The 25,298-nt window shown below is 58.6% G+C and carries 23 protein-coding genes and 4 tRNA genes; 17 read left to right on the plus strand and 10 right to left on the minus strand.

What is annotated here, in order from left to right; genetic code table 11:
* Window positions 1-189 precede the first annotated feature (189 nt).
* The 16 genes from ACTQ1S_RS04705 (at window position 190) to leuB (ending at window position 12,021) form a co-directional block, all read left to right on the plus strand.
* Window positions 190-861 (plus strand): hypothetical protein, encoded by a 672-nt coding sequence (locus tag ACTQ1S_RS04705; RefSeq protein ID WP_441547185.1) that lies wholly within the window; start codon window positions 190-192, stop codon window positions 859-861.
* A gap of 161 nt (window positions 862-1,022) precedes the next feature.
* Window positions 1,023-1,889, plus strand: a complete 867-nt coding sequence (locus tag ACTQ1S_RS04710; protein WP_441547186.1) for a hypothetical protein — start codon at window positions 1,023-1,025, stop codon at window positions 1,887-1,889.
* 539 nt (window positions 1,890-2,428) lie between these two features.
* Window positions 2,429-2,510, plus strand: a tRNA-Tyr gene (locus ACTQ1S_RS04715).
* A 10-nt stretch (window positions 2,511-2,520) separates the two neighbouring features.
* Window positions 2,521-2,596 (plus strand) — tRNA-Thr (locus ACTQ1S_RS04720).
* 3 nt (window positions 2,597-2,599) lie between these two features.
* Window positions 2,600-2,676, plus strand: a tRNA-Met gene (locus tag ACTQ1S_RS04725).
* 96 nt (window positions 2,677-2,772) lie between these two features.
* Window positions 2,773-3,963 (plus strand): elongation factor Tu, encoded by a 1,191-nt coding sequence (tuf, locus tag ACTQ1S_RS04730; protein WP_154514756.1) that lies wholly within the window; start codon window positions 2,773-2,775, stop codon window positions 3,961-3,963.
* A gap of 278 nt (window positions 3,964-4,241) precedes the next feature.
* Window positions 4,242-4,391, plus strand: a complete 150-nt coding sequence (gene rpmG / locus ACTQ1S_RS04735) for a 50S ribosomal protein L33 (protein WP_102372646.1) — start codon at window positions 4,242-4,244, stop codon at window positions 4,389-4,391.
* A 13-nt stretch (window positions 4,392-4,404) separates the two neighbouring features.
* Window positions 4,405-4,480 (plus strand) — tRNA-Trp (locus ACTQ1S_RS04740).
* Window positions 4,481-4,556: 76 nt separating this feature from the next.
* Window positions 4,557-4,895, plus strand: coding sequence for a preprotein translocase subunit SecE (secE, locus tag ACTQ1S_RS04745; RefSeq protein ID WP_154514754.1), 339 nt, complete (start codon window positions 4,557-4,559; stop codon window positions 4,893-4,895).
* A 3-nt stretch (window positions 4,896-4,898) separates the two neighbouring features.
* The gene (nusG, locus tag ACTQ1S_RS04750; RefSeq protein WP_427718370.1) at window positions 4,899-5,435 is read left to right on the plus strand and encodes a transcription termination/antitermination protein NusG; all 537 of its coding nucleotides are present in this window, start codon (window positions 4,899-4,901) and stop codon (window positions 5,433-5,435) included.
* Between the two features lie 120 nt (window positions 5,436-5,555).
* Window positions 5,556-5,984 carry a 50S ribosomal protein L11 gene (gene rplK / locus ACTQ1S_RS04755; RefSeq protein ID WP_022093893.1) on the plus strand — a complete coding sequence of 143 codons (429 nt, stop codon included), beginning with the start codon at window positions 5,556-5,558 and terminating at the stop codon, window positions 5,982-5,984.
* Window positions 5,985-6,100: 116 nt separating this feature from the next.
* Window positions 6,101-6,808, plus strand: coding sequence for a 50S ribosomal protein L1 (rplA, locus tag ACTQ1S_RS04760; RefSeq protein WP_154514750.1), 708 nt, complete (start codon window positions 6,101-6,103; stop codon window positions 6,806-6,808).
* Between the two features lie 426 nt (window positions 6,809-7,234).
* The gene (locus ACTQ1S_RS04765) at window positions 7,235-8,770 is read left to right on the plus strand and encodes a 2-isopropylmalate synthase (RefSeq protein ID WP_441547187.1); all 1,536 of its coding nucleotides are present in this window, start codon (window positions 7,235-7,237) and stop codon (window positions 8,768-8,770) included.
* 42 nt (window positions 8,771-8,812) lie between these two features.
* The gene (leuC, locus tag ACTQ1S_RS04770; RefSeq protein ID WP_441056809.1) at window positions 8,813-10,078 is read left to right on the plus strand and encodes a 3-isopropylmalate dehydratase large subunit; all 1,266 of its coding nucleotides are present in this window, start codon (window positions 8,813-8,815) and stop codon (window positions 10,076-10,078) included.
* A 251-nt stretch (window positions 10,079-10,329) separates the two neighbouring features.
* On the plus strand, window positions 10,330-10,842 hold the full coding sequence (locus tag ACTQ1S_RS04775) for a 3-isopropylmalate dehydratase small subunit (protein ID WP_441547188.1): 513 nt from the start codon (window positions 10,330-10,332) through the stop codon (window positions 10,840-10,842).
* Between the two features lie 69 nt (window positions 10,843-10,911).
* On the plus strand, window positions 10,912-12,021 hold the full coding sequence (leuB, locus tag ACTQ1S_RS04780) for a 3-isopropylmalate dehydrogenase (RefSeq protein WP_441547189.1): 1,110 nt from the start codon (window positions 10,912-10,914) through the stop codon (window positions 12,019-12,021).
* A 50-nt stretch (window positions 12,022-12,071) separates the two neighbouring features.
* Here the strand turns inward: leuB and ACTQ1S_RS04785 are convergent, their stop codons facing one another.
* From ACTQ1S_RS04785 to ACTQ1S_RS04830, 10 genes are all read right to left on the minus strand, one after another.
* Window positions 12,072-12,782: a metallophosphoesterase family protein gene (locus ACTQ1S_RS04785; protein ID WP_441547190.1), complete on the minus strand. Its 711-nt coding sequence runs from the start codon at window positions 12,780-12,782 to the stop codon at window positions 12,072-12,074.
* Complete coding sequence (locus tag ACTQ1S_RS04790; protein ID WP_441547191.1) at window positions 12,779-14,695, minus strand: BMP family ABC transporter substrate-binding protein; 1,917 nt, start codon at window positions 14,693-14,695, stop codon at window positions 12,779-12,781. Before ACTQ1S_RS04790 ends, ACTQ1S_RS04785 begins: the two co-directional genes overlap by 4 nt.
* A 116-nt stretch (window positions 14,696-14,811) precedes the next feature.
* On the minus strand, window positions 14,812-15,579 hold the full coding sequence (locus ACTQ1S_RS04795; RefSeq protein ID WP_441547192.1) for a mechanosensitive ion channel family protein: 768 nt from the start codon (window positions 15,577-15,579) through the stop codon (window positions 14,812-14,814).
* Window positions 15,580-15,707: 128 nt separating this feature from the next.
* On the minus strand, window positions 15,708-17,735 hold the full coding sequence (locus tag ACTQ1S_RS04800; RefSeq protein ID WP_441547193.1) for a bifunctional metallophosphatase/5'-nucleotidase: 2,028 nt from the start codon (window positions 17,733-17,735) through the stop codon (window positions 15,708-15,710).
* Between the two features lie 116 nt (window positions 17,736-17,851).
* Window positions 17,852-18,646 carry an ABC transporter ATP-binding protein gene (locus tag ACTQ1S_RS04805; RefSeq protein WP_117839998.1) on the minus strand — a complete coding sequence of 265 codons (795 nt, stop codon included), beginning with the start codon at window positions 18,644-18,646 and terminating at the stop codon, window positions 17,852-17,854.
* Window positions 18,639-19,562 (minus strand): ABC transporter permease, encoded by a 924-nt coding sequence (locus tag ACTQ1S_RS04810; RefSeq protein ID WP_006234992.1) that lies wholly within the window; start codon window positions 19,560-19,562, stop codon window positions 18,639-18,641. The genes ACTQ1S_RS04805 and ACTQ1S_RS04810 overlap by 8 nt, the downstream gene beginning before the upstream one ends.
* 203 nt (window positions 19,563-19,765) lie before the next feature.
* Window positions 19,766-20,746 carry an ABC transporter substrate-binding protein gene (locus ACTQ1S_RS04815; protein WP_441540291.1) on the minus strand — a complete coding sequence of 327 codons (981 nt, stop codon included), beginning with the start codon at window positions 20,744-20,746 and terminating at the stop codon, window positions 19,766-19,768.
* A 158-nt stretch (window positions 20,747-20,904) separates the two neighbouring features.
* Window positions 20,905-21,693, minus strand: coding sequence for a hypothetical protein (locus tag ACTQ1S_RS04820; protein ID WP_427795058.1), 789 nt, complete (start codon window positions 21,691-21,693; stop codon window positions 20,905-20,907).
* A 250-nt stretch (window positions 21,694-21,943) separates the two neighbouring features.
* Complete coding sequence (asnS, locus tag ACTQ1S_RS04825) at window positions 21,944-23,347, minus strand: asparagine--tRNA ligase (RefSeq protein WP_427796158.1); 1,404 nt, start codon at window positions 23,345-23,347, stop codon at window positions 21,944-21,946.
* 179 nt (window positions 23,348-23,526) lie between these two features.
* Complete coding sequence (locus tag ACTQ1S_RS04830; RefSeq protein ID WP_441032162.1) at window positions 23,527-24,090, minus strand: PTS sugar transporter subunit IIA; 564 nt, start codon at window positions 24,088-24,090, stop codon at window positions 23,527-23,529.
* A 246-nt stretch (window positions 24,091-24,336) separates the two neighbouring features.
* Here ACTQ1S_RS04830 and ACTQ1S_RS04835 point away from each other — a divergent pair, with 246 nt between their 5' ends.
* Complete coding sequence (locus ACTQ1S_RS04835) at window positions 24,337-25,236, plus strand: alpha/beta hydrolase (RefSeq protein ID WP_441547194.1); 900 nt, start codon at window positions 24,337-24,339, stop codon at window positions 25,234-25,236.
* Window positions 25,237-25,298: the final 62 nt, after the last annotated feature.

Consider the following 25,298-nt stretch of genomic DNA (forward strand, 5'->3'; position numbering starts at 1 on the left):
GTGGGGCGTCTCGGCGACGTTGCGTATGGGTGCACCTGCAACGGTATGTGATTCCGCCCAGTTAACCCTCCAGCCCACAATAACCAAGCACTGCTTGGTCGTTTGATATGGCCCCACAAAAGAGAATGGGATCAACAAGGTCAGCGAAACGGAATCGTTGGCATCAGGTCTACGGAAAGGAAAAAGACCATGATTTACCCTCTTTGCGACATTGCCGGCAGGGACAGGGAAACAGATAAGCCGATCGTCAGTACTTGTGTCATGGATATGCAGATGCAGCTACTACGCTACTTTCGCGATTATGGCTTGGATAACGATCCGGATTGGCGCGAGTCCCTCGATGCCATTCTCGAGTCTCAACGAGAAGACGGTTGTTTTCCTCTGAGCAGCTATTGCCATATGCCCAGTGATGCACGTGTCGATTTTCTCTATCGACCTACGTACGCTTGCTGCCAGATCATGATGCGAGCCCTATTGGGTGGAAAGCTATCGGACGAGCAGGAGCAACGCGTCAAAACTGCCCTGTCTCGCGGTCTTGCTTTTTCCTGCGGGCGTGGTCTTAATGGTCACGGTATCGAAGATCTTGAGCGCCAGTGCGAGGATGTTGCCGATTTTGGCCATGCGGGGATTACGGAAATAGCCGAGCGTTATCCCATGCTGTGCCCCGAGTTTTTCTCTCTCATTAACAAAATTGGAGACGAATACGTTGAGCGAATCGCCAACGGGGATGTGATTTACTACTTTGGATCAAATCTTGCACAGAAGATTTTGACGGCGGCAGAGTCCCTGGGCCGGACCAATCTGTCGCTCGACAAAATCCAGCGCTATCTTGAGGTGGACTCGAAGAGAAAAAATCGATAGGTTAAAGATTAGAAAGGCGGGCGCCGCCAATGCTGCTTGGACAGTTCATAAAAAGAAACATGCCAGATGCGGCCGAGCTCAACGATATGATTTCCCGTCCAGGCGAGGGTTATGCTATTAGCCAGATGGCGGTAGCGCCCGTCGATACGGGGAGCTTGCGTATGCACATCAAAGCATATGCAAATGGACCCGATGGTCCATATTTGGAGGGACGCCTTGCTCTCTACCATCAGGTGCACGAGCTTTTTGCGCTGCTTGCGGCCGAGCCGCCCAACAAAGGCATGAAGGGCTACGAGCTCAAGGATTCCTTTATTGGCGGTGAAGAGGCAGACCTGATTATGCTCACCGTTTCCCACGAAGAGCGCTCGCAGGAAGACATCGCCTATAACGTTTTGCTGTGTAGCAAGAACGCGGTGGGGGAGCGCCGTGCCAGGATTCGCGATGGCGTGCGTATCGGCGGCATGTGCGTAGCCGAGGAGTTTGGGTATCGCGGCGAATTCAGGTCCTCGGTGCACCCGCTGGCGCTGCCGCTCAATTTGAGCGAGGTCTATGTGCTTATGGATGCGCTGGCTGCCTATGAGCGCGGATGCAGCCGGTTTGATCCTCATGGTAGGACGGCTCGGCGTATTGCAGGCATGATCAAGCGCGAGCTGAGCGGTTACGCTAAGGAGAAACTTGGTTCGCGTTTGGAGGGGATGGGCTTTGCTCAACTGGAGGAGGTCGACCCCATGTTTGTTCCTGATATTCCAGGGGATAAAGTGCCTGAGGGCAGATCTTCGCAGGTTGCCAATTGGCTCTTATATGAAAAGGCTGGTCGCTGGGCGCGTGTGTGTCTCGCGGGTGGCGGGAGCGTGCAAGGGATTATCTTGCCGCGAGCTGAGCTTGGCCGCTTCTTTGCGAGTCGTCCACAAGCGGCGAGGGATGGTGCGGCCCAAGCGGATTCACGACCCAAGTGTGTTGTCTGGCGAAGCGATGATGACTACGACGTTATCGATTGGGCAGATGTCGTGGATGTAAGGCGAGAATAGATAAATGTCTCGATCTGTAACACGAAGGGGCGGAAAACCGTTCTAACTGTTACAGAATGAGGCGTAAGCTAGGGTCTCTGCGAAACATCTCGATCTGTAACAACTAGGGAAGGAAAACCGTTCTTGCTGTTACAGATTTAGATAAACGGGAGACCGCCAGGGAAACATCTCGATCTGTAACAGATAGGGGAGAAAATGTTCTCTAAATGTTACAGATCGAGACAAAGGCCGGACCGGTCCCAGTCATCCTGGTTGAGCGAGGATATTCGGACGCACGAGGATCGGTATCGAAAGTCGATACCGCAAGGGTACTCCACCATACCAAAGTGTTCCCTCGGGAAATGTCGCCAGCGCAGCCAAATCCGCCGTCCTTCATATCTAAATTGAGCAAAACCGCAGGTCAAAGGTATATAGATACGCCCGGCACCGTGTATTTAGAGGTTTTCGTTGACAGCCCCCAAGGTTGCATCGTATTATCTTTTTCGTTCGCGGGGGCGGAGGCCCAAAAGACCAAAGAACCTGCGGATACTTGAACGATTGGGAGTTTGCCCGAGTGGTTAATGGGGACGGGCTGTAAACCCGTTGGCTCTGCCTACATAGGTTCGAATCCTATAGCTCCCACCCGTCAAGTGCCTGTATAGCTCAGTCGGTAGAGCACTTCGTTGGTAACGAAGAGGTCACCAGTTCAAGTCTGGTTGCAGGCTCCATCCGGCGGTGTAGCTCAGTTGGTTAGAGCACACGGTTCATACCCGTGGCGTCACTGGTTCGAATCCAGTCACCGCTACCATAGGTAACACGGTGGCTTCTCAATAGTATGTTGAGAGGCCACTATGGTATAAAGGCATAGTCCCGTCCGGGGACGACCTGTTTAGAGGAGGGCTTTATGGCCAAAGAGAAGTTTGAGCGCACTAAGCCGCATGTTAACATCGGCACCATCGGTCACGTCGACCACGGCAAGACCACGCTGACCGCTGCCATCACCAAGGTTCTCTCCGAGACCGAGGGCTGCAAGGCTGACTTCACTGCGTTCGAGAACATCGACAAGGCTCCCGAGGAGCGCGAGCGCGGCATTACGATCTCCGTCTCCCACGTCGAGTACGAGACTGCTGCCCGTCACTACGCTCACGTTGACTGCCCGGGCCACGCTGACTACGTCAAGAACATGATCTCCGGTGCTGCTCAGATGGACGGCGCTATCCTGGTCATCGCTGCTACCGACGGCCCCATGGCTCAGACCCGCGAGCACATCCTGCTCGCCCGTCAGGTCGGCGTTCCCTACATCGTCGTCTTCCTGAACAAGTGCGACATGGTCGACGATGACGAGCTCATCGACCTCGTCGAGATGGAGACCCGTGAGCTCCTTTCCGAGTACGAATTCCCCGGCGACGACATCCCCGTCATCCGTGGTTCCGCTCTGGGCGCTCTCGAGGGCGACGCCAAGTGGATGGACGCCATTCGCGAGCTCATGTCTGCCGTCGACGAGTACATCCCGACGCCTGCTCGTGACAACGACCTCCCGTTCCTGATGGCCGTTGAGGACGTTATGACCATCTCCGGCCGTGGTACCGTTGCTACCGGCCGTGTCGAGCGCGGTGAGCTCAAGCTCAACGAGCCCGTCGAGATCGTCGGCATCAAGGATACCCAGAACACCGTCGTTACCGGTATCGAGATGTTCCGTAAGTCCATGGACTTCTGCGAGGCTGGCGACAACGTCGGTCTGCTGCTCCGCGGCATCAAGCGCGAGGACATCGAGCGCGGCCAGGTTCTCTGCAAGCCCGGTTCGGTTACCCCGCACACCAAGTTCACCGGTGAGATCTACGTTCTGACCAAGGAGGAGGGCGGCCGTCACACCCCGTTCTTCGATGGTTATCGTCCTCAGTTCTACTTCCGTACCACCGACGTTACCGGTACGGTCAAGCTCCCCGAGGGCACCGAGATGGCTATGCCTGGTGACCACATCACCATCGAGGGCGACCTCATTCACCCGATCGCTATGGAGGAGGGCCTGCGCTTCGCTATCCGCGAGGGTGGCCACACCGTCGGTTCGGGCATCGTCTCCACGATCATTGAGTAAATTAGCTCTCTGATACAGCTGACTTAGAGAACCCGGCACTTATATGGGTGCCGGGTTCTTTTCTACGTGGGTCTTTTTGCCTGATGATTACGCTTAGCTCGCTCTTAAGTTGAGTGTGAGGAATCGATTAGATCTCGTTGGCTTCATTGATGTGTTCCAAATATGAATGGATCTACCGAGAACCAATTGATGCGAGGTTTTCGTTGACAGCACTTACGTAGAGCTGATAAAGTACCAACTCGTGCCCGTACGGGGCGGATATGAAAGGTTCAGGATACATGCGTACTCTAGTTACTCTTGCGTGCACTGAGTGCAAGCGCCGCAACTATACGACCACTAAGAACAAGGCGAACATGCCTGATCGTATGGAGATCAAGAAGTATTGCCCCTGGTGCCGTCACCACACGCTGCACAAAGAGACTCGCTAGTCTCTAGTCACATACGCCAGTAGTTCAATTGGTAGAGCATCGGTCTCCAAAACCGAGTGTTGAGGGTTCGAGTCCTTCCTGGCGTGCCAGTCATTATTCCGTAAGCTCCCATTTGGGGGCTTACGGTTTACTCATGTATAAGCGCATTGCGCGGAGGTAACCCAAATGGCCAACAAGAAGAACAAGAAGAAGGCACAGCAGCAGGCGCCTGCCAACAAAGCTGCCGCCAACTCCAAGGTTGAGGCCAAGAAGGCCGTTGCCAAGAAGAGCGAGAAGGCTGCGAAGTCCAAGAAGAACGAGAAGCCCGGTTTCTTCGCCCGCACCAAGAAGTATTTTGCTTCGGTGAAGTCCGAGATGAAGCGTGTCACGTGGCCCGATAAGAAGGAGCTCGTGAACTACTCGGTCGTCGTTTGCGCTTCTCTGATCGTCGTCGGCGTCGTCATCGCTCTGCTCGATGCTGGCTTTGGCGAGGCTCTTGCTCTGTTCTCTGGATTGAGGGGCTAAACCATGTCTAAGCGTTGGTACGTCGTCCACACTTACTCTGGATACGAGAACCGCGTTAAGTCCGATCTCGAGCATCGCATCGAGACCATGGGCATGCAGGATCGTATCTTTGATATTGAGATTCCTATGGAGCGCGTCACCGAGATCAAAGAGGGTGGCAAGCGCGAGACCAAGGATTCTAAGATCTTCCCGGGTTATGTCCTGGTTCGCATGGAGATGGATGACGATGCATGGACGTGTGTTCGCAACACGCCCGGCGTCACCGGTTTCCTGGGCGGCAACGGCAAGCCCGCTCCGCTTTCCCGCGACGAGTACAATAAGATGACTCGTCGTCCCGGTAAGGGCGATTCGCCCAAGCGTACGTCGGTTGATATTGAGGTTGGTACGTCCGTCCGCGTCACCGATGGCCCGCTTACCGACTTTGATGGCAAGGTCTCCGAGGTTAACGCCGAGGCAGGCAAGCTCAAGGTCACGCTGATGATCTTTGGCCGCGAGACGCCGGTCGAGCTCGACTTTAACCAGGTCGCTGTCATCGCTTAAGTTTTCGTCCGTTCGCGCGAGCGTGCTTCTTCTGTGACTGCTCATCTCAGGAGTGCTTCTAACACGTGCGTGCTTACGATATAGCAAGTACTTCACACTCGTGATTCGAAAGGAATGACCATGGCTGAGAAGAAGGTTGCCAACGTCATTAAGCTCCAGATTCCTGCTGGTGCCGCTAACCCCGCTCCTCCCGTCGGCCCCGCCCTGGGCGCTGCTGGCGTGAACATCATGCAGTTCTGCCAGGCCTTTAACGCCGAGACGCAGGACAAGAAGGGCGACATTATCCCCGTTGAGATCTCTGTCTACGAGGATAAGTCCTTCTCCTTCATCACCAAGACTCCGCCGGCGGCTCACCTCATCAAGAAGGAGCTGAACCTTAAGTCTGGTTCCGCTAAGCCCCAGGCCGACAAGGTTGGCCAGCTCTCTCAGGAGCAGCTCACCAAGATCGCCGAGATCAAGATGCCGGACCTCAATGCCAACGACATTGACGCCGCCAAGAAGATCATCGCCGGTACCGCCCGTTCCATGGGCGTCACCATCGCTGAGTAGCGTTTTTCTAGGTAACGACGGGTGCTCCGACCGGGGCGCCCGTTAAATGTGTGCAATAGGGCACACGATACGATGTGGGAGGGCTCACGCCCGTTTAACCACAGGAGGTAATGCACATGGCTAAGCATGGTAAGAGCTATAACGCCGCTGCCGAGAAGGTCGACCGCGCCACGCTCTACACCCCCCTTCAGGCTGCCAAGCTCATCAAGGAGCTCGACACCGCCAAGTTCGACGAGACCGTCGAGGCCCACTTCCGTCTGGGCATCGATACTCGTAAGGCTGACCAGAACATCCGTGGTTCCATCTCCCTGCCCCACGGCACCGGCAAGACCGTTCGTGTTGCCGTCTTCGCCGAGGGCGAGAAGGCCCGTGAGGCCGAGGCTGCCGGTGCCGACATCATCGGTTCCGACGAGCTCGTCGCCCAGATCCAGAAGGGCGAGATCAACTTCGACGCCGCTATCGCTACGCCGAACATGATGGCCAAGGTTGGCCGCATCGGTAAGATCCTTGGTCCCCGTGGCCTCATGCCGAACCCCAAGCTCGGCACCGTGACCATGGACGTCGCCAAGATGGTCTCCGAGCTCAAGGCCGGCCGCGTTGAGTATCGCGCCGACCGTTATGGCATCTGCCACGTGCCCCTGGGCAAGAAGTCCTTCTCTGAGCAGCAGCTCGTTGAGAACTACGCTGCCCTGTACACCGAGATCCTGCGCGTCAAGCCCTCTTCTGCTAAGGGCAAGTACGTCAAGTCCATCTCTGTGTCTTCCACCATGGGCCCTGGCGTCAAGGTCGATCCCGCTGTCCAGCGTGACTTCCTGGCTGAGTAACTTCTAGTTACTGCCTGAGCAAAGCAAGCATTGCTAAAGGAACCCGGTTCTGTCTCGTGCAGGACCGGGTTCCTTGCTATTTCGGGCCAAAACCAACACGAAGGAGATAGGCGCCTTTGTGGTGGTTTTGGTTCAAAATCCCCGTTGCGCGTCGTTTTGCCTGTGTTACACTTTAGCCCAATGTAGTGAATACCCGAGGCTGAAAGGAGCCAGACATGTTCTATAACAAACAGCAGCTCCTAGGCCTAGCGCTACTAGATTGGATAGCGCGCTAGGGTTGTAATTTCGCTATAACGATTAGTTGTACCCGGGTGCGCTATCTTCCGCCGCTTTTGGGCGTGATGAGCGACACGGGTATTATTCTATCTTGAGGCACTCCATCTCTCCTGAAAGCCAACTGTATCTTTAGCCTGTCAGGAGGAAATCATGAGCCGCAAAATCGCAATGTTTGACACAACGCTTCGTGACGGGGAGCAGTCTCCCGGCGCCAGCATGAATACCGAGGAAAAGCTCGTTATTGCACGCCAGCTGGTACGTATGAATGTCGACGTGATCGAGGCGGGATTTCCTATTTCGAGCCCCGGTGATTATCGTTCCGTACAGGAGATTGGCAAGATCGCGGGTGACCGGTGCACGGTATGCGGTCTCACCCGTGCGGTCGACAGGGATATCGAAGTGGCCGCAGAAGCCCTCAAGACGGCTCAGAGGCCCCGTATCCATACCGGTCTGGGTGTGAGTCCCAGCCATTTGCGCGACAAGCTCCATATGACCGAAGACGAGGCTATCGAGCGCGCTATTCACGCCGTAAAGCACGCTCGTAAGTTTGTCGACGATGTCGAGTTTTATGCCGAGGATGCGGGCCGCTCCGATCAGGAGTTCCTGGTCCGCATTATCGAGGCAGCGATCAAGGCCGGCGCTACGGTCGTGAATATTCCGGACACCACGGGCTATAACATGCCTTGGGAGTTTGGCGCCCGTATTCGCGATCTGCGCGATCGCGTGGCCGGCATCGAGGGCGTTACGATTTCGGTTCACACGCATAACGATCTGGGCATGGCCACAGCCCTTGCACTCGAGGCGGTCCGCAATGGCGCGACGCAGATCGAGTGCACCGTCAACGGCTTGGGCGAGCGCGCGGGCAACACGGCGCTCGAGGAGGTCGTCATGGCCATGAGGATGCACGAGCAGGATCTGGATGCACATACCGATATCGTGACAACCGAGCTCACGCGCGCATCTAAGCTCGTCAGTTCAATTACTGGCATTAATGTGCAGCCCAACAAGTCCATTGTGGGCGCTAATGCGTTTGCACACAGCTCGGGCATTCACCAGGATGGCGTGCTCAAGGCGCGTGACACCTACGAGATTATCGATCCCAAGGACGTGGGTGCAGCGGGATCCGAGATTATCCTTTCGGCACGTTCGGGCCATGCGGCACTGCGCCATCGTCTCGCTGAGCTGGGTTATACGTTTGGCGATGAGGAATTCGAGTCGATCTATCAGCGCTTCTTGGAGATTGCAGATCAAAAGAAGGAAGTATTTGACGAGGACCTGGAGTCGATGACTCAGGAGCGCCAGCGCGAGGTCAAGGCGATCTACACCCTCGACGCGCTCCAGGTTTCCTGCGGCGATCCGCTCATTCCTACGGCCACGGCAACCATCACGGACGAGGACGGCGCGACACGGGTGGTTTGCTCGACGGGTACTGGTCCGGTTGATGCGGCCTACAAGGCGGTCGACAAGGCCATCTCTGCCCATGGCGAGCTGACGGAGTTCAACGTTAAGGCCATTACGCGTGGTATCGACGCCATCGGTGAGGTGACGGTGCGCATCACCGCCGAGGACGGCAAGATCTACACCGGCCGCGGCGCGGATACCGACATTATCGTGAGCTCGGCCAAGGCTTACATCAACGCTATTAACCGCATGATTCAGACCAACCGTTCCAAGGCGGGAAAGTAACAGGCACCAGCCGGGCATGCGCCCGTACGAGAGGGGAATCACATGGCACGTCCCATGACCGTAGCAGAGAAAATTTTGGCGGCACACGCCGGGCTCGATGAGGTAAAGCCGGGCCAGCTGGTCGAATGCGACCTGGACATTGTGCTCGCCAACGATATTACCGCACCTATCGCGATCGATGTCTTTCGCGAGCTGGGTGCCACCGAGGTGTTCGATCGCGACCGCGTTTGCCTGGTGCCCGATCACTATGCGCCCAACAAGGACATCAAGAGCGCCGAGCAGACCAAGAAGATGCGAGATTTTGCGCACGAGCAGCATGTGACGCACTATTACGAGCAAGGCTGCGCGGGCATTGAGCATGCCCTGCTGCCCGAGCGCGGCGTGGTGGTCCCGGGCGATCTGATTATCGGTGCCGACTCGCATACCTGCACGTATGGCGCCTTGGGTGCGTTTTCGACCGGTGTGGGCTCAACAGACGCCGGCGTGGGCATTGCCACGGGGCGCGCATGGTTTAAGGTTCCGCCGACGATTCGCTTTGAGATTAATGGCGAGCTTGAGGACGGTGCCACCGCCAAGGACATCATCCTGCACATTATCGGCATGATCGGCGTGGACGGTGCCCTGTACCAGGCCATGGAGTTTGCCGGCAGCACCATCGAGGGCCTGTCGATGGAAGGTCGCATGACAATTTCGAACATGGCGATCGAAGCGGGCGGCAAGGCGGGCATTATCGAGGTCGATGATGTTGCCCGCGCCTGGCTCAAGGGGCGCTGCGAGCGTGATTACGTTGAGTATCACGCCGATCCAGACGCCGAGTATGCCCAGGTTATTGCCATTGACGCGGCCGACATTAAGCCGTGTGTATCGTGGCCGCATCTGCCCAGCAACACCCATCCGGTGAGCGAGAGCCGTCACATCATGATCGACCAGGCGGTAATCGGCTCGTGCACCAACGGACGTATCGAGGATATGCGTGCAGCGGCCGAAGTCATGCGCGGCCATAAGGTTGCCGACGGGGTGCGTTGCATCGTGATTCCGGCGACCCAGGCGGTCTTCCGCCAGTGCATGAAGGAGGGATTGACCGACATTTTCCTAGATGCCAACTGTGTGTTCTCCACGCCCACGTGCGGTCCGTGCCTGGGCGGCTACATGGGCATTTTGGCGGCGGGGGAGCGTTGCGTTTCTACGACCAACCGCAACTTTGTCGGCCGTATGGGCGACCCCACGTCCGAGGTCTATCTGGCCTCGCCGGCCGTGGCGGCTGCTTCTGCCGTGGCGGGGCACATATGCTTGCCGTCTGACCTATAGGGGCTACGGGGTCCTTCGACCTTTGCTCGCTACGGCGGACAGTCCTGGCACTTTTTTGTTCGCCGAAGGCGAACGCTAACTTACCATTAGCTTTTTTGTAGCCGAAACGCGAACGAGGGATTTGATATTTGCTTGCGTCGAGTTCCGCACGAGCCGGAGAGCACTTAATGTGCTCTCCGTGCGAGCAGGACTGTCCGAGTAAGTAAGTAAATATCAAATCCCCCGCATTCCATGTTTGAACGGAGAATGATATGAACTTTGAAGGTTCGGTTTTTCGATATGGTCGTGACGTTGATACTGATGTGATTATTCCTGCTCGTTATTTGAACTCGTCGGATCATGCGCATTTGGCTTCGCACGCTATGGAGGATATTGATCCCGCGTTTGCCTCTGCCGTGAGGCCCGGTGACATCATTGTGGCTGAGGAGAACTTTGGTTGCGGTTCTTCGCGTGAGCATGCCCCGGTTGCCATTAAGGCTGCAGGAGTGTCGTGTGTTATTGCCAAGAGCTTCGCACACATCTTCTATCGCAATGCCATTAACGTGGGCCTGCCCATTATGGAGTGCCCCGAAGCCGTCGATGCGATTTGTGCCGGCGATACCGTGAAGGTCGATACCGATGCGGGTGTCATCACCAACGAGCGTACTGGCGAGACTTTTACAGCTGAGTCGTTCCCGCCATTTATTGCCGAGATTATCGAGGCCGGCGGTTTGGTTGCGCGCACGCGTGCCAAGATTGTCGCGGCAAAGGGTCAGGAGGCGTAAGCGATTATGACGGTCAAGCTGGATAATCCGTTTGCAAACGGGCCGAGTAGCGAGAGCTGGAGCTGCAACGTGAAGAAGACCCATAAGATCTGCTGTCTTCCTGGTGACGGCATTGGGCCCGAGGTTATTGCCGAAGGTAAGAAGGTGCTGGCTGCCGTGGGCAAGCGCGCTGGCGTAGAGTTTGCCTTTGAGGATCACCTGATTGGTGGCGCGGCGATCGATACGTGCGGTAATCCGCTGCCCGATGAAACCCTTGCGGCGGCAAAGGCGTCGGACGCCGTGCTGTTGGCATCCGTCGGTGGCCCAAAGTGGGATTCGACCGATCCGGCGGCCCCGCGCCCCGAGCAAGGCTTGCTGCGTATCCGCAAAGAACTCGGCCTCTATACCAACCTTCGCCCCGTAAAAATCTACGACGCACTTGCCAGCGCATCGACGCTTCGTCCCGAAGTCATCAAGGGCGTTGACATGGTTCTCGTCCGCGAACTTACCGGTGGCATTTACTTTGGCAAGCACGAGCGCTTTTATGACGAGGGCGGTGCGGGCACCGACGGTGTGGCTGGCCAGCGCGCGGTTGACGTAATGGAGTACCGCGAGTACGAAGTTGAGCGCATCGCCCGCCAGGCGTTCGAGGCAGCTCGCAAGCGCCGCGGCAAGGTGACAAGCGTGGACAAGCGCAATGTATTGGAGACGAGCCGCATGTGGCGTGAGGTCGTGCATCGCGTGCATGACGAGGAGTATCCAGATGTAGAGCTTGAGGACCTGCTCGTCGACAACGCCGCCATGCAGCTCATTAACCGACCGGCCGACTTTGACGTCGTAGTTACGGAGAACATGTTCGGCGACATTCTCTCCGACGAGGCGGCGCAGATTACCGGATCGCTCGGCATGCTTGCCTCGGCTTCGCTGGGCGATGGCGTGTCGCTGTTTGAGCCGAGCGCCGGCAGCGCGCCCGACATCGCGGGGCTCGGTATCGCTAACCCGCTCGCGCAGATCCTGTCGGCGGCAATGCTGCTCACGTACGCGCTCGACATGGGTGGGCAGGCTGCTTGGATCGAAAATGCCGTGGCGCGTGTGCTTGACGAAGGCTGGCGTACCCGCGACATCGCCGACGCCAGCACCCCTGCCGATAAGATCCTCGGCACGACCCAGATGGGCGATAAGGTCATCGCCGCGCTGTAGCGTCGAGATGTCCGGAACCACCACAAAGGTGCTTGTCCCCTTTGTGGTGGTTACCAGGGGGTTCTAGCGGTTGAGGACTCGATTGCCTCGTGGCGCTTGAGCTCGCGGCGCATGGTTTGCGAATTGAGCCAGGCTGCCTGCCATCCACGGATGGGGTAGCGTGCGTCGTCCAGCTCAAACTGCGTATAGCCGCAGGCGTTGATGATCGTCGTCCCGCATGCGTGCTGGCGTTCGCGTTGAAAGTCGCGAACATAGCATTGGTGCACATGCCCGTGCACCATGTAGTTGGGATTCCATGTCTCGAGCGCTGTGTTAAAGCATTCGAATCCTCGATGCGGCAAATCGTCCAGATCGCCCATGCCGGCGGCGGGCGCATGGGTGAGCAAGATGTCGCAGCCGCCGACCATCCTCACTTTGCGGGACAGCTTACGCATGCGCTTGGCCATCTCGCGCTCGGTGTACATGTTAGCGCCATCTCGATAGCGCATGGAGCCGCCAAGCCCCGCAATGCGGACGCCGCGATACACGTATACGGTGTCTTCGACACAGATGCAGCCGCCCGGTGCATGACGCGCGTAGCGGTCATCGTGATTGCCACGCACGTAGATGAGCGGTCTGTTGATGACCGTAACCAAAAACTCAAGATAGTCCGGGTCCAGATCGCCAGCGGACAAAATTAGGTCGACACCCTCAAAGCGTTCCTTGCGAAAGCACTCCCACAGGCATCGCTCTTCGGTATCGGCTATGGCAAGGATTTTCATAGAGCACGGACCTTCGGCTCATCGTCAGGCTGCGGAATGGTGCCCACCACGTTGTCTGCCAGCCAGTCCATCTCGACGATTTGCGTGCTCGGCAGTGGGGGAAAGCCCTCAATCTGCACCACGCCGTCTTGGCTATGGAGCTCGCCGCCAAATGGATTGATGGAGCCCTCGACGATGCCATTGCGGAGGAGCTGAACAAGCTTGCGCGTCTGATAGGGCAGGCCCGGAGCGTAGCGAATGTCGATAACGCCCGAGCTCATGCCATACCAGTAGTTGACGGCGCGGACCCGGCTGTCGTCACTGGTCTCGTCCCAGGTGCCATGCAGCAGACTTCGCACGATAAGCTCGTAGTATCGGCCCCAGTTCCATACCGGCATGGCAATGCCGGCAACCTTGCCATCGACCAGGCGGTGGAGTCCGTAGGCCGTGGGGTCTTCGAGCGACTTTGACATGTCGGCGCCGGTCATGACGCTTACACCTTCGCGGCACATGGCCTCGGCAAGGCCTCCGGCGGGCACATCGCCCCAGGTTAGGATAATTTGCGCACGGGGGTCGAGCAGCGAGGCGCCAATCGCAAAGGCATTGATCTCGCTGAGTGCACCCGAGGCGAAGACCGACGCGTGGTAACCGATGCGGTGGTTGTCCGCCATGCTGGCGGCAAGGGCGCCCAGGAGAAACTTGGCTTCGTACATCTTGCCAAAGTACGAACGGACGTTTTGGTGGGGAAGGCCGATGGAGCAGTTAAGGAACCGAACCCGGGGATATTCAACGGCAGCCCTGAGCGTGTATTCCATCAGGCGGTGCGAGGTCGAGAAGATGACGTTTGCTCCATGTTTGACAGCCGTTTCCACGGCGGCGTAGAACACGTCCGGATCGTGACAGTCCTCAAACGCCTCGGTGCGCACGATACCTCCAAAGTGCTCATCGAGATACCGACGCCCTTGGTCGTGCAGGCTGTCCCAGCTCGACGTCGCACAGGTGAATTCATGGATAAAGGCGATGCGCAGGGGGTTGGCCGCCGAATAGACGGTCTTGCCCATAAAGAAGTTGAGCATGCCGGAGGTGGACTTGGCGGGCAACTCCTCCTCATCGACGTTTGGCGCTTCGACAAGATCGACCTTGTCCTCGTCACTTTTCCCGGCAATGACCAGCTCGCGCCAAATCTTGCACAGGCGGTTTACGACGATATCTGTCGGCGTATCCAGCAGGCGGTCCTGGTTGTACACATTGAGGTACACGAGCATGGCGTCGGCGGGCGTAATGTCCAGGTGGTCGCCGCCCGCGCGAAGGTAGGCGCGCTTAAAGAGTAGGAAGGTGTGGCGCAGGTAGTCGACCTTTTTTTGGGGCCATTTTTCGATAAGGTTCTGGCCGAGCATCTTGGCGAGCGTTTCGTAGCTTCCTTCGCGCGAGAACTCGATCTCGTATAGGGGGCAGACGCGCCAAAACGCGCAGAACTCGCCGTACAGGCGGCTTTCGACGGAATCCCATTTGCCGGGATAGAGACGGGTGACCTTGGCCGAAACCGTCGGGGCGTCCAGGAATTTGAGGACGCTGACGCGCTTGTTGCCCTCCTGGACATAGAACCGATGCATAAACTCGGTGACAATGATGGGGTCGCGATAGCCCTCGGTTACCTGAATGTCGTAGAGGTTGGACCACTTGCGGGCGAACTCGGTGCTAAACGGCAGCAGGGGCATAAAGTTGCATGAAAAGGCGGACTGACGGCCCTTGGTAACCGTGCCGACAACCATTTCGAGCGGAATATCCCGCAGGCCGACATTCTCTCGCTGACCTAGGGGGAGCTGGGCAACCAAACTGTCGAGGTCCGTAAGGTATGGATGCTCGCTTTGGCTAATGGCGCGTCGACGTCCTTGCTCGCCGCGCTTGCGTGCTTGACGGTAGGCCTCTTCCATAGTTTGCTCCCTTAGTCGTTTAAACAACTGTATGAACTATGGTACCACGAATGAAAACCTCCCATTTCCCGATGTCCAAGAAATGGGAGGCAGTTCACTGTCCCCTTTGTGGTGCTTTAGGCGATGATGGGAGCGATAGCGCGGATGCAGGCGTCGGCAGCGGTGAGTGTGGTGCTGTCGTCACTGACGATAAAGATGATCTTGCCCTTGATGCCAAAGTCGCCGATTTCGCTAAAGAGCACGTAGGGCTCCTGGTCAAAGCCCGAGATGGGCGAGACGGCCGTTTTGGTGGCGCTGGTCAGCTCGTCTGCCAGCGCGTCAAGGGAAGCCCATTTAGACGTGTCCTTTACGGCAACGGGCACGGCCACACGTCCAAAGGGCATCAGATGCACGAGCGTGTCCTTGGAGATGTTGGAGTTGGGCACAATGATGGTCTGCCCGTAGGCATCCTCGATGGTCGTGTGGCGCCAGGTGATGTCCTGTACCACGCCCGACACGCCGCCGACCTCGATATTGTCGCCGGGCTTGATGATGCCCATAAAGGTCACCTGCATGCCGCCGATAAGGTTCGACAGCGTGTCCTGAAAGCCGAGCGAGATGGCAATGCCGCCGACGCCAAGAGCGGCGACGAGCGCGTTTGCGTTAATGCCAAAGCAGTTGTCGAGGATAAAGCTGCCGCCGACCATCCAGATGACGGCGCGCGCAATGTTGATGAAGATGCTCGATGCCGGAAGCGGGTTATCGTCGCGGTTGAGCAGGTGACGCAGCGTCTTGGAAACGACTTTGGCGGCAACGGCGGTACCTATCGCCAAGATGCCGGCCCAGATGATGTTGTGGACCCACCGCTGTTCAAAGAAATGAAGAATCGGCTCAAACAATTCCATGTAGGGAAAACCTCCTCAAGATCGTTCAACCATGATACCCACCAAAAAGCCCGTCCGATCACAACGGACGGGCTTTTGCGCTCGATATAAGGTTTGTACGGCAGGGCTGCAAGGCCCGGCGGTGTAGCTTAGCGGCGGCGCTTCCAGATAATGCCGAGCATGATGACGATGGCGCCGCCGATGAGGCATGCACCGACCACGGTCAGCGTACGATCTCCCGTTGCGGCAAGCTTACCGGCCGTCTTCTTGGCGGTGATCTGCGTGGTCGTCGTGCCGGGGTTGGATGAGGGCTCAGGCGTTGGGGTCGGATGGGGTGCGGGGCTCTCAGCGGAGCCAAAGCTGATGGTGCCCGCGAGCGAGGCCATCTTGTTCTCCCAGTCGTCCTGCCCGATCAGTGCCCTCAGCGCTGCCTCGCACGTACTCCACTCGGCGCACTTCTTAGCTTTTGCAAAGGTGGGAAAGTCGGTCGTGTTGGTAATGATGTAGTTGTTGGTGGCGACGGCGTAGTTCTTGGCGGGGTCGAGCGCGCTGCCATCCTTGGTGAGTGTGGCGCTCACAATGCGCTTGCCTTCGGGCTGCGTCCAATCAATCGTCACGTTAATGCCGCCAAAGGAGAGAACGCTGCCAGAGTCATCGCGCCACTTGTACTTGTCTTGCGCCTCCTGCTCGGTATGGCCGGCTGCCACGTAGGCTTGCTGAAGCTCGTAGCTGTGATTGCAATCGTCGCTGATCTGCAGTGAGTGCTCAAGCGCTGCGAGGAAGTTTGCACCGGTCATGGTCCAGGTCTCCACGGTGTTGCCATAAGGCGAGATGGCGATGACGTCGCCGGCGGTCACATCGCCCGCCGCGATGCCGCCGCGGATGCCGCCCGCGTTTTCGATGGCGAGGTCTGCCCCCGTCAGGGCAAGATAGGAGCCGCAGATCACATGCCCGATGGTCTGGGCCTTGGTGGTGTCGCTCGCTTTGCTGGGACGAAAATCGGTGGTGCGCACCATCTCCCAGCCATGCGTACCCGCGGCGTCTTCGCCGTAGAAATAGTCAGTGGCGGATGTGCCGATCACTTTGTTCGACTCGATTTTAAAGGCGTCGTCGAGTGGCTTGATTTTGTTATTGCGAACCTCATCGAGTTGACTCTGGTAGAAGGCGCCCTTGTCGGGGTCTGCCAAAAGGTCGTTGACGTTCTTGGCGGTGTAGAGCTTCTCGTCGCTGTCGTCTGCGGGGATCGTGACCGTGTCATCGTCGGTCGTCACGGTGCCATTCGTGTCGTACTTGTACGGAATGGAAAGCAGGCCGACCTCGGCAAAGGCGCTGCCCGCCTCGACGACGCGGACCGGCTTGCCGTCGGCCCCCGTCACGTTTTCGTCTAAGTTGATGTGCTCGTGGCCCGCGACCAGTGCATCGACCCCAACGAGCTTTGCAGCAAAGGCCTTGGCGTTGAGCGTGTGCGCGATGCAGACGATAACGTTGCAGCCCTCATCCTCGCGCAGCCGCTTAGCCTCGGCATTGATGGCGGCTGCCGCATCCGAGAACGACGTGTCCTGGACAAGGCCTTCGCGCAGTGAGAATCCCAGCGACTCATCCATGGCACCCACGACGCCGACCTTGATTTTGTAGTCGAATGTGGAGTGGTCTTCGCTGTCCTCCCAGGTACGGTCGAGCGTCTTGGTGATGCTCGAGCTCCATACGCCGCTCGTAGACTTCGCGTTTGCGCAGAGCATGGCGAAGGGCGTGCCGGTGGTGCTGTAGCCGGTCATGGTGCGGAGCTTGTCCGCGCCGTAGCTCCAGTCGTGGTTGCCCGGCGTGGTCGCGTCGTAGCCGTTCGCATAAAAGGTGTCCATGAGCTCGGCGATGCTTTTGCCCTCGCTCATAGTGGCGAAGGATTGCCCGTGGAAGGTATCGCCCGCATCGAGCAAAAGATCGGGGGCACTGCCTTGAGCGCTATAGAGAACTGCCAGTCCGTCAAAGCCGACAGTGCCGGTACCCTTGCTTGCGTTGTAGCTGTACTTGTAGCTGCCGTGGATATCATTGGTGTGCATGACGGCCACGGAGCCGTCAATAGCGGCGGGCAGGTTCCCCGCGAAAGCGAGGCTTGGGATACCTGTGAGCGCACCGGCAAACAACGCGGCAGCTAACGCAAGGCGGGGGAGTCTTTTCATGGCGGTCTCCTTACTCTTTAACAAAAACCGCCGCAAAGGTGTCTGTCCCTTTGCGGCGGTTTTGACGTCTGCGCAGATAAAACCTGCCAAAATAAACCTGTCCCTTTTTGGTAGGTTTAGCTCAGCAGCATGCGGTCGTTGGCGAGCTCGCCGCCCGAGACCTCCTCGAACTTCTGAAGCAAGTCGGCCACGGTGAGCGATTTCTTCTCATCGCCCGCCACGTCGTAGATTACGTGGCCCTCGTGCATCATGATCAGGCGATTGCCCAGACGGATAGCGTCGTTCATGTTATGCGTGACCATGAGCGTGGTCAGGTGGTTCTCGTCGACGATCTCCTCGGTCAGATTGAGCACCTTAGAGGCCGTCTTGGGGTCAAGTGCCGCGGTATGCTCGTCGAGCAGCAGCAGGCGCGGCTTGGTGAGCGTGGCCATGAGCAGGGTGAGTGCCTGGCGCTGGCCGCCCGAGAGCAGGCCGACCTTGGCGTTGAGGCGCGTGTCCAGACCAAGGTCCAGGCGTTTGAGCAGCTTGACGTACTCGTCCTTCTCGGCCTTGGTGACGCCCCACGAAAGGCCGCGACGCTGGCCGCGACGCTTGGCGAGTGCCAGGTTCTCGGCAATTTGCATGTCGGCTGCGGTGCCGCGCATGGGGTCCTGGAACACGCGGCCCAGGTACTTGGCACGCTGCGACTCGCTCAGACGCGAGATGTCGGTGCCGTCGAGCTCGATAACGCCCGAATCGAGCGGATATACGCCGGCGATCATGTTGAGCAGCGTGGACTTGCCGGCGCCGTTGCCGCCAATCACGGTTACAAAGTCGCCATCGTTGAGGGTAAGGTCGACGCCGGTAAGAGCGCGCTTTTCGGTGACGGTGCCCTTGTTAAAGGTCTTCTTGACGTGCGAGAGCTTAAGCATCTGCCTCATCCCCCTTCGTGTAGGAGCTGCGGAGCTTATAGCGCTCCCAAACCACGGGCACGCATAGGGCCACGGCGACAATCACGGCGGAGAGCAGCTTCATGTCGTTGGCGTCCATGCCCAGCTGCAGCACGATGGCGCGGATGAGGAAGTACACCACGGAGCCAAAGACGGCGGAGGCAAGACGGACGCTAAACTGCGTGAGACCGCCGGGCAGCAGGCGGCCGAGCACCTCGCCGATAACAATGGCGGCGAGACCGATAACGATGGCGCCGGTGCCCATGCCAATGTCGGCGTACTTCTGGCTCTGGCAGATGAGCGCGCCCGAAAGGCCAATGAGGGCGTTGGAGAGCACGAGGGCGATCATCTTAGTGGAGTTGGTGTTGACGCCCAGGGCACGGATCATGTACTCGTTGTTGCCGGTGGCGCGCAGCGCCGAGCCGATCTCGGTGCCAAAGAACCAATACAGGATGGCAACGATAGCCACGGCGAGCAAGATGCCCAGGATGATGGCAACGGTGGACTGCGGCAGGCCCGTCATATTGCTGACGGCCGAGAACACGGTGCCCTTGGCAAGGATGGGCGTGTTGGATTTGCCCATGATGCGCAGGTTGATGGACCACAGGCTGATCTGGGTGAGGATTCCGGCGAGGATCGCGGGAATCTCAAAGACGGTGGTCAGAATGCCCGTGACCGCGCCCGCAATGGCGCCGGCGCACATGCCGGCCAAAACGGCGAGCAACGGGTCGACATTGTTGTTGACGATGAGCACGGCGCAGACGCAGCCGCCGAGGGCAAAGCTGCCGTCGCAGGTCATATCGGGGATGTCGAGCAGGCGGAACGTGATAAACACGCCAAGCACCATAATGCCCCAGAGGACACCCTGCGAAACGGCGCCCTGCAATGCAATGAGCATGCTTCATACCTCCTAGGATAGGGTGGACACGTGATTTTCCATAATAGCGGTACCAATGCATAAAAGAGCAGCGGACGGACATTTTGTTTTACCAAAAACAAGCAGGGCGAACGCCGGTCTTTAGCGTTCGCCCCAATGACTCAGATATTGAATAACACAGCTATGGCGCAAGCGCGTGCCTAGCTGCGTTACCGCGCATGGCGCTACTCGTCTAGAGCGGAAAGGTCGATACCCAGGGCCTCGGCCATCTCGTCGTTCTTGACGACGACCAGATCCTTGCTTGGGAGGTGCTTGATCGGCATATCCTCGGGCTTGGCCTCGCCCTTCAGAATCTTAACGGCCATCTCGCCCGCGGCGTAGCCCAGGTCCTCATAGTTGATGGAAAGGGTGAACAGGCCGCCGGCCATGCACATGCCCTCCTCGCCGGTCACAAAGGGAAGCTTGTTCTCCTTGCAGATCTGACCGACCTGCGAAGCGCCCGCGGCGATGGTGTTGTCAGTGGGGGAGTAGAGCGCGTCGACCTTGCCTACGGCAGACTCGACGACGGACTGGATCTCGTTGGAGCTCGAGACGGTGAAATCGGTGTACTCCAGGCCCAGCTTGTCGAGTTCCTTCTTGGCGGCCTTGATCTGGACGTCGGAGTTGGACTCGGCGGTGCAGTAGAGCAGACCGACCTTTTTAACGTCGGGCAGGACCTTCTGCATCATCTCGAGCTGCTCGGCGACCGGGGTGAGGTCGGAGGCGCCGGTGACGTTGGTGCCGGGCTTGTCGTTGTCCTGGACCAGGCCGGAGGCGGCGTAGTCGGTGATGGCGCAGCCCACGATGGGGATATCGGCCGTGGCGCCGGCGGCAGCCTGTGCGGCAGGCGTGGCGATGGCGTAGATCAAGTTGACGTTGTCGCCCACAAACTTGTCGGCGATGGACTTACACGTGGACTGGTCGTTCTGGGCGTTCTTCTGGTCGATCTTGACCTTGAGTCCGCTCTTCTTGATGGCCTTGACAAAGCCGTCGTTGGCGGCGTCGAGCGCGGAGTGCTCAGTGAGCTGCAGAACGCCGATGGTGTAGTCGGAACCGGCGGCTGCAGAGCCGGAACCAGAGTTGCCGCCGCATCCGGCGAGCGGGGCCAGTGCGAGCAGGCCGGCGGAGACCAGAAGGCTCCTGCGGCTGATGGTGATGTCGTTCATGTCATTACCCCCAGTATAGAAATTGCTGGAAACACTGCACTCAAACAAAGTGCAAGTGGGTCTATAGTAGCGCCGATGCCCATTTTTTCAACAACCTGTCGGGTTTTTTAATACTGAACCGGATGGACGGCGGGGGATTTGGCGGGCAACGGCAAGACTTAGGCGGCGGGCGCGGGCCGCTCCCCCTCGTCCAGCGCGGCAAAGAGCTTCTTGCCGTCGAGCAGGCGCGTGCTAACGTTTCTCATGCGGCCGACCTCGACGGTGCGTAGGGTGTCGTCGGAGCCGTGCCCGTCGACGACCGTTCCCAGCAGATACGAGACGTCGTCTCGCTGTTTGATGGCAAAAGGCCGAACGGTCATCCTCGTCACTTCGATCTTGTCATGTGTCGTGACGCTTGAAATGTCAAAGCTCACCGTGGTTCCGTGGTCGATGGCCCGCTCGATGAGCTCGCAGGTATCGATGCGTTTGGCGGGCGGTCGCGTGGTCTTGGCGGGTTTGCCTTCTGCGCTTGGTGCCGGCTCGGACGTATCGAGATAGCCGCGAACGTCGGCGCTTGCCATGGCGACCAGATGGCGCGCTATGCTTTTCCTGGTCGCGATGGGTGTGGAGCGGTTGCGCATGACCATGCCATGGAGTCGAATGATTTCCTCGTCGGAGAGCGGTCGGGTGAGAAGTCGGTAACCCGCGCCGCGCTTGTACTCAATCTCGTATCCGGCATGTCGCAGGGCGGAAATCGCGGTATGGATACTGCGTCGCGCTGCCGAGATGGGCATGCGAGCGGGGTCGTCGGGATGGGCGAGGCGCTCGATCAGCTCATCGGGAGGAAGCGCTTTGTCCTCACCGGTATGCTCGCTTAAGAGTTGCAGGATACGCACAGCGCGATAGGCTGCCATGGAAGCAGCACCCCTGGTCGTGGCCTCGTAGTTCTCAACAGCGGGTTTGGCCATTGCGTTCACGTCCTTTCCGATTTTGGGTGATGACGCTACGGAGCCTAGGACACGGGGTTTGCTTAGGGGCGCAGGGCGCTCTGGGTGGTCGGTAGTCGTCGGCAAGCGGCGGATCGAGTTTTCAACAGCCCTGCTCAGCTGACCAAAAACTTGACAAAAGCCTGACGGATGCTGTTGAAAAAAGCGCCCCTCGGCTTGCCGAGAGGCGCTGGTGCGACACGCTGTAACGCGCGGGACGGAGCTGTGGCGATTAGAAATCGGCGTTGCCCACGGTGCGGGGGTGCGGAAGGACGTCGCGGATGTTGCCCACGCCGGTCAGATACATGACTAAGCGCTCGAAGCCCAGGCCGTAGCCGGCGTGTTTGCAGGAACCGTAGCGGCGCAGGTCAAGGTAGTACTTGTACTGCTCGGGGGCCATGCCCAGGTCCTTGATGCGGGCCTCGAGCAGATCCAGGCGCTCCTCGCGCTGGGAGCCGCCGATAATCTCGCCGATACCGGGAACCAGGCAGTCGGCGGCGGCGACGGTCTTGCCGTCGTCGTTCATGCGCATGTAGAAGGCCTTGATCTCGGCCGGGTAGTCGGTCACGAAGGTCGGGCGCTTAAAGTGCTCCTCGGTCAGGAAGCGCTCGTGCTCGGTCTGCAGGTCAATGCCCCAGCTGACAGGATAGTCAAACTTGTGACCGGCGGCGACGGCCTGCTCCAGGATCTCGACGGCCTCGGTGTAGGTGACGCGGGCAAAGTCGGAGTTGGCCACGTGGTTCAGGCGCTCGATCAGGCCCTTGTCCACAAACTTGTTGAGCATGTTGAGCTCGTCGGGGCAAGTGGCCATAACGTCCTTAAGAACGTACTTGAGCATGGCCTCGGCGTTATCCATGTAGTCGTTCAGGTCGGCAAAGGCCATCTCGGGCTCGATCATCCAAAACTCGGCGGCGTGGCGCGTGGTGTTGGAGTTTTCGGCGCGGAAGGTGGGGCCAAAGGTGTACACGTCGCCAAAGGCCATGGCAAAGTTCTCGGCATTGAGCTGGCCGGACACGGTAAGGCTTGCATGCTTGCCAAAGAAGTCCTGGCTCCAGTCGACCTCTCCGGACTCGGTGAGAGGCGGATTTTTGGGGTCGAGCGTGGTCACGCGGAACATCTCGCCGGCGCCCTCGCAGTCACTCGTGGTGATGATGGGGGTGTTGACGTAGACAAAGCCCTGCTCTTGGAAGAAGCGGTGGATGGCGGCAGCCGCGACAGAGCGGATGCGGAACACGGCACGGAACAGGTTGGTGCGCGGGCGCAGGTGCTGCTGGGTACGCAGGAACTCGACGGTTGCGCGCTTCTTCTGCAGCGGGTAGTCCGGGGCGCTCGTGCCCTCTACCTCGATGGAGGTGGCAGAAAGCTCGAAAGGCTGGGGCGCATCGGGGGTCAGCTTGACGGTGCCGGTGCAAATGAGTGCAGCCGAGACGTTTTGGTGGGCGATCTCGTCGTAGTTGCCGAGCGTCTCGCGGTTCATGACGACCTGCAGGTCGCGGAAGCAGCTGCCGTCGTTGAGCGTGACGAAGCCAAAGTTCTTCATGTCGCGGACGGACTTGACCCAGCCGGCGACAGTGACGGTCTTGCCGCCGAGCGACTCGGCATCGGCATAGAGCTGCGCGATTTTGGTGCGGTTCACGTATCCTCCCATAACGGTTGAATGATAGTTATCCATATAGTTCGATATTCTAGCAGCTCGGCTCATTTGGGCTATACAGATAAGGCATTGACGGGACGGTTTTCAAACGAAAAGCGCCCGCGGCCAGATGGTCGTGGGCGCTTGGCGTGTTGCCTATTGGCTGTACGGCGCAGGACTCGTTACTTGGTCTTAGCCACCAGCAGCGGGTCGCCCAGCTTGACGAGCGGGTTGCCGCCGATAAGCGTTCCAGACTCGCCGACATGGTCGATGCTCTTAAGACGATCGAGCTCGGAGATGATGACGGTCACGATGTCCTCGTGGCCAGCGGCCTTAATGGCATCGCGGTCGAAACTGATGAGCGGCTGGCCTGCCTTGACCACATCGCCCATCTCGACAAAGCGGGCAAAACCCTTGCCGTTCATTTGTACGGTGCCCAGGCCGACATGGATGAACACGCGAAGGCCGTCCTCGGTGATCATGCCAATAGAGTGGTTGGTGACGGTGGTGGCGCCGATGCGGCCGTTAGCGGGCGCATAGATGGTGCCGGTGATGGGCTCGATGCCGTAGCCCTGGCCGAGCATACCCGAGGCGATGGTCTCGTCGGGAACCTCGTTCAGATTGACGAGCACACCGTTAACGGGAGCGTAGATGACGCCTTCGCGGGTGGCGAAGCTTGCTGCGGGCGGTACGGACGCCTCGCCCGACGAGTTGAACGTGGACTTGAGCGAATCGAGTAGACCCATAGATGCCTCCAACGTATCAAGTGCGCATGTAGCGCACGCGTAGTTTTGCCGGAAACGTTTCGTGTGTGTTACCGGCTCGGTCAGCGTCTCTATTTTACGCTGCTCAACGACGGCCCTGAGCTGGGATTATGTGATATATCAGTTGAAGGGAACTTATTGCGGATACGTTTCGATGCCGTGCGTCCAAGTGGGGTACGCTTGAAGGCGATACATAACGTGCGCACGAATCGCGCGAAGGGAGCATATATGATCGTCGAGAGCCATGCGCTGTGGGGCGAGGAGCCGACCGAGGAATATCCGGCGACGTTTACCTATATGGGTGCCGAACCGCTGCCCGGCAAGCCCAATGGTCGTCGCCCGGCAGTGATCATCTGCGGCGGAGGCGCGTTTACGCACATCGCCCCGCATGAGCAGGATCCGGTGGCGTTTGCATTTTTGGACCGCGGGTACCAGGCCTTTGTTCTCAACTATGTCACGAGTGGCACGGGTGACGTGAGCTTTCCGCACCCCCAGGCAGATCTTGCCAAGATGGTCGCCACGGTTCGTGCGAATGCCGACGAGTGGCATGTCGATCCCAAGCGCGTGTGCGTTGTGGGCTTTTCGGCGGGCGGCATGATTTGCGCCTCGCTGGCAACGCAATGGAAGACCGGCCCCTTCGCGGCACTTGCCGGGGCGCGTCCGGACGACATTCGTCCCGATGCCGTGGTGCTGGGCTATCCATTGCTCGACTTTGCCTATGTTCGCGACATGCAGACGCGCGATCCGCGCATCGACTTGCGCGTGCCCAAGACAGGTGGCAAGACGGGGCGCGATTTGCTCAACGATTACCTGTCGATGGTGACTGGCGGCGAGCCCACCGAAGAGCACCTGGCCGATATCTGCCCTACCACGCATGTTTCGCGTCAGATGCCGCCGACCTTTGTGTGGGGCGTGTCCGATGACAAAACGGCGCCGATCGCGCAGGTCTATCCGTTTGCTCAGCGCATGGCCGAGGAGGGAGTCGCTTGCGAGATGCACGTCTTTGACCAAGGCGGTCACGGCCTTTCGCTCGGCAATGCCAATACCGCGGTCGACAACGAGGACAAGCAGGTGGCAGTCCGCCCTTGGATTCGCCTAGCCTTCCGCTTCCTGGAGCGCCATCTGTAAGAGAGTAAGAGGGCCAGTCCCTCCCGTCCCTCATAACTTGCGGTGAAATAGTTCCTGTTTTT

Origin of the sequence: Collinsella sp. LCP21S3_D3 (assembly GCF_052118305.1) — a bacterium.
Taxonomy (GTDB): domain Bacteria; phylum Actinomycetota; class Coriobacteriia; order Coriobacteriales; family Coriobacteriaceae; genus Collinsella.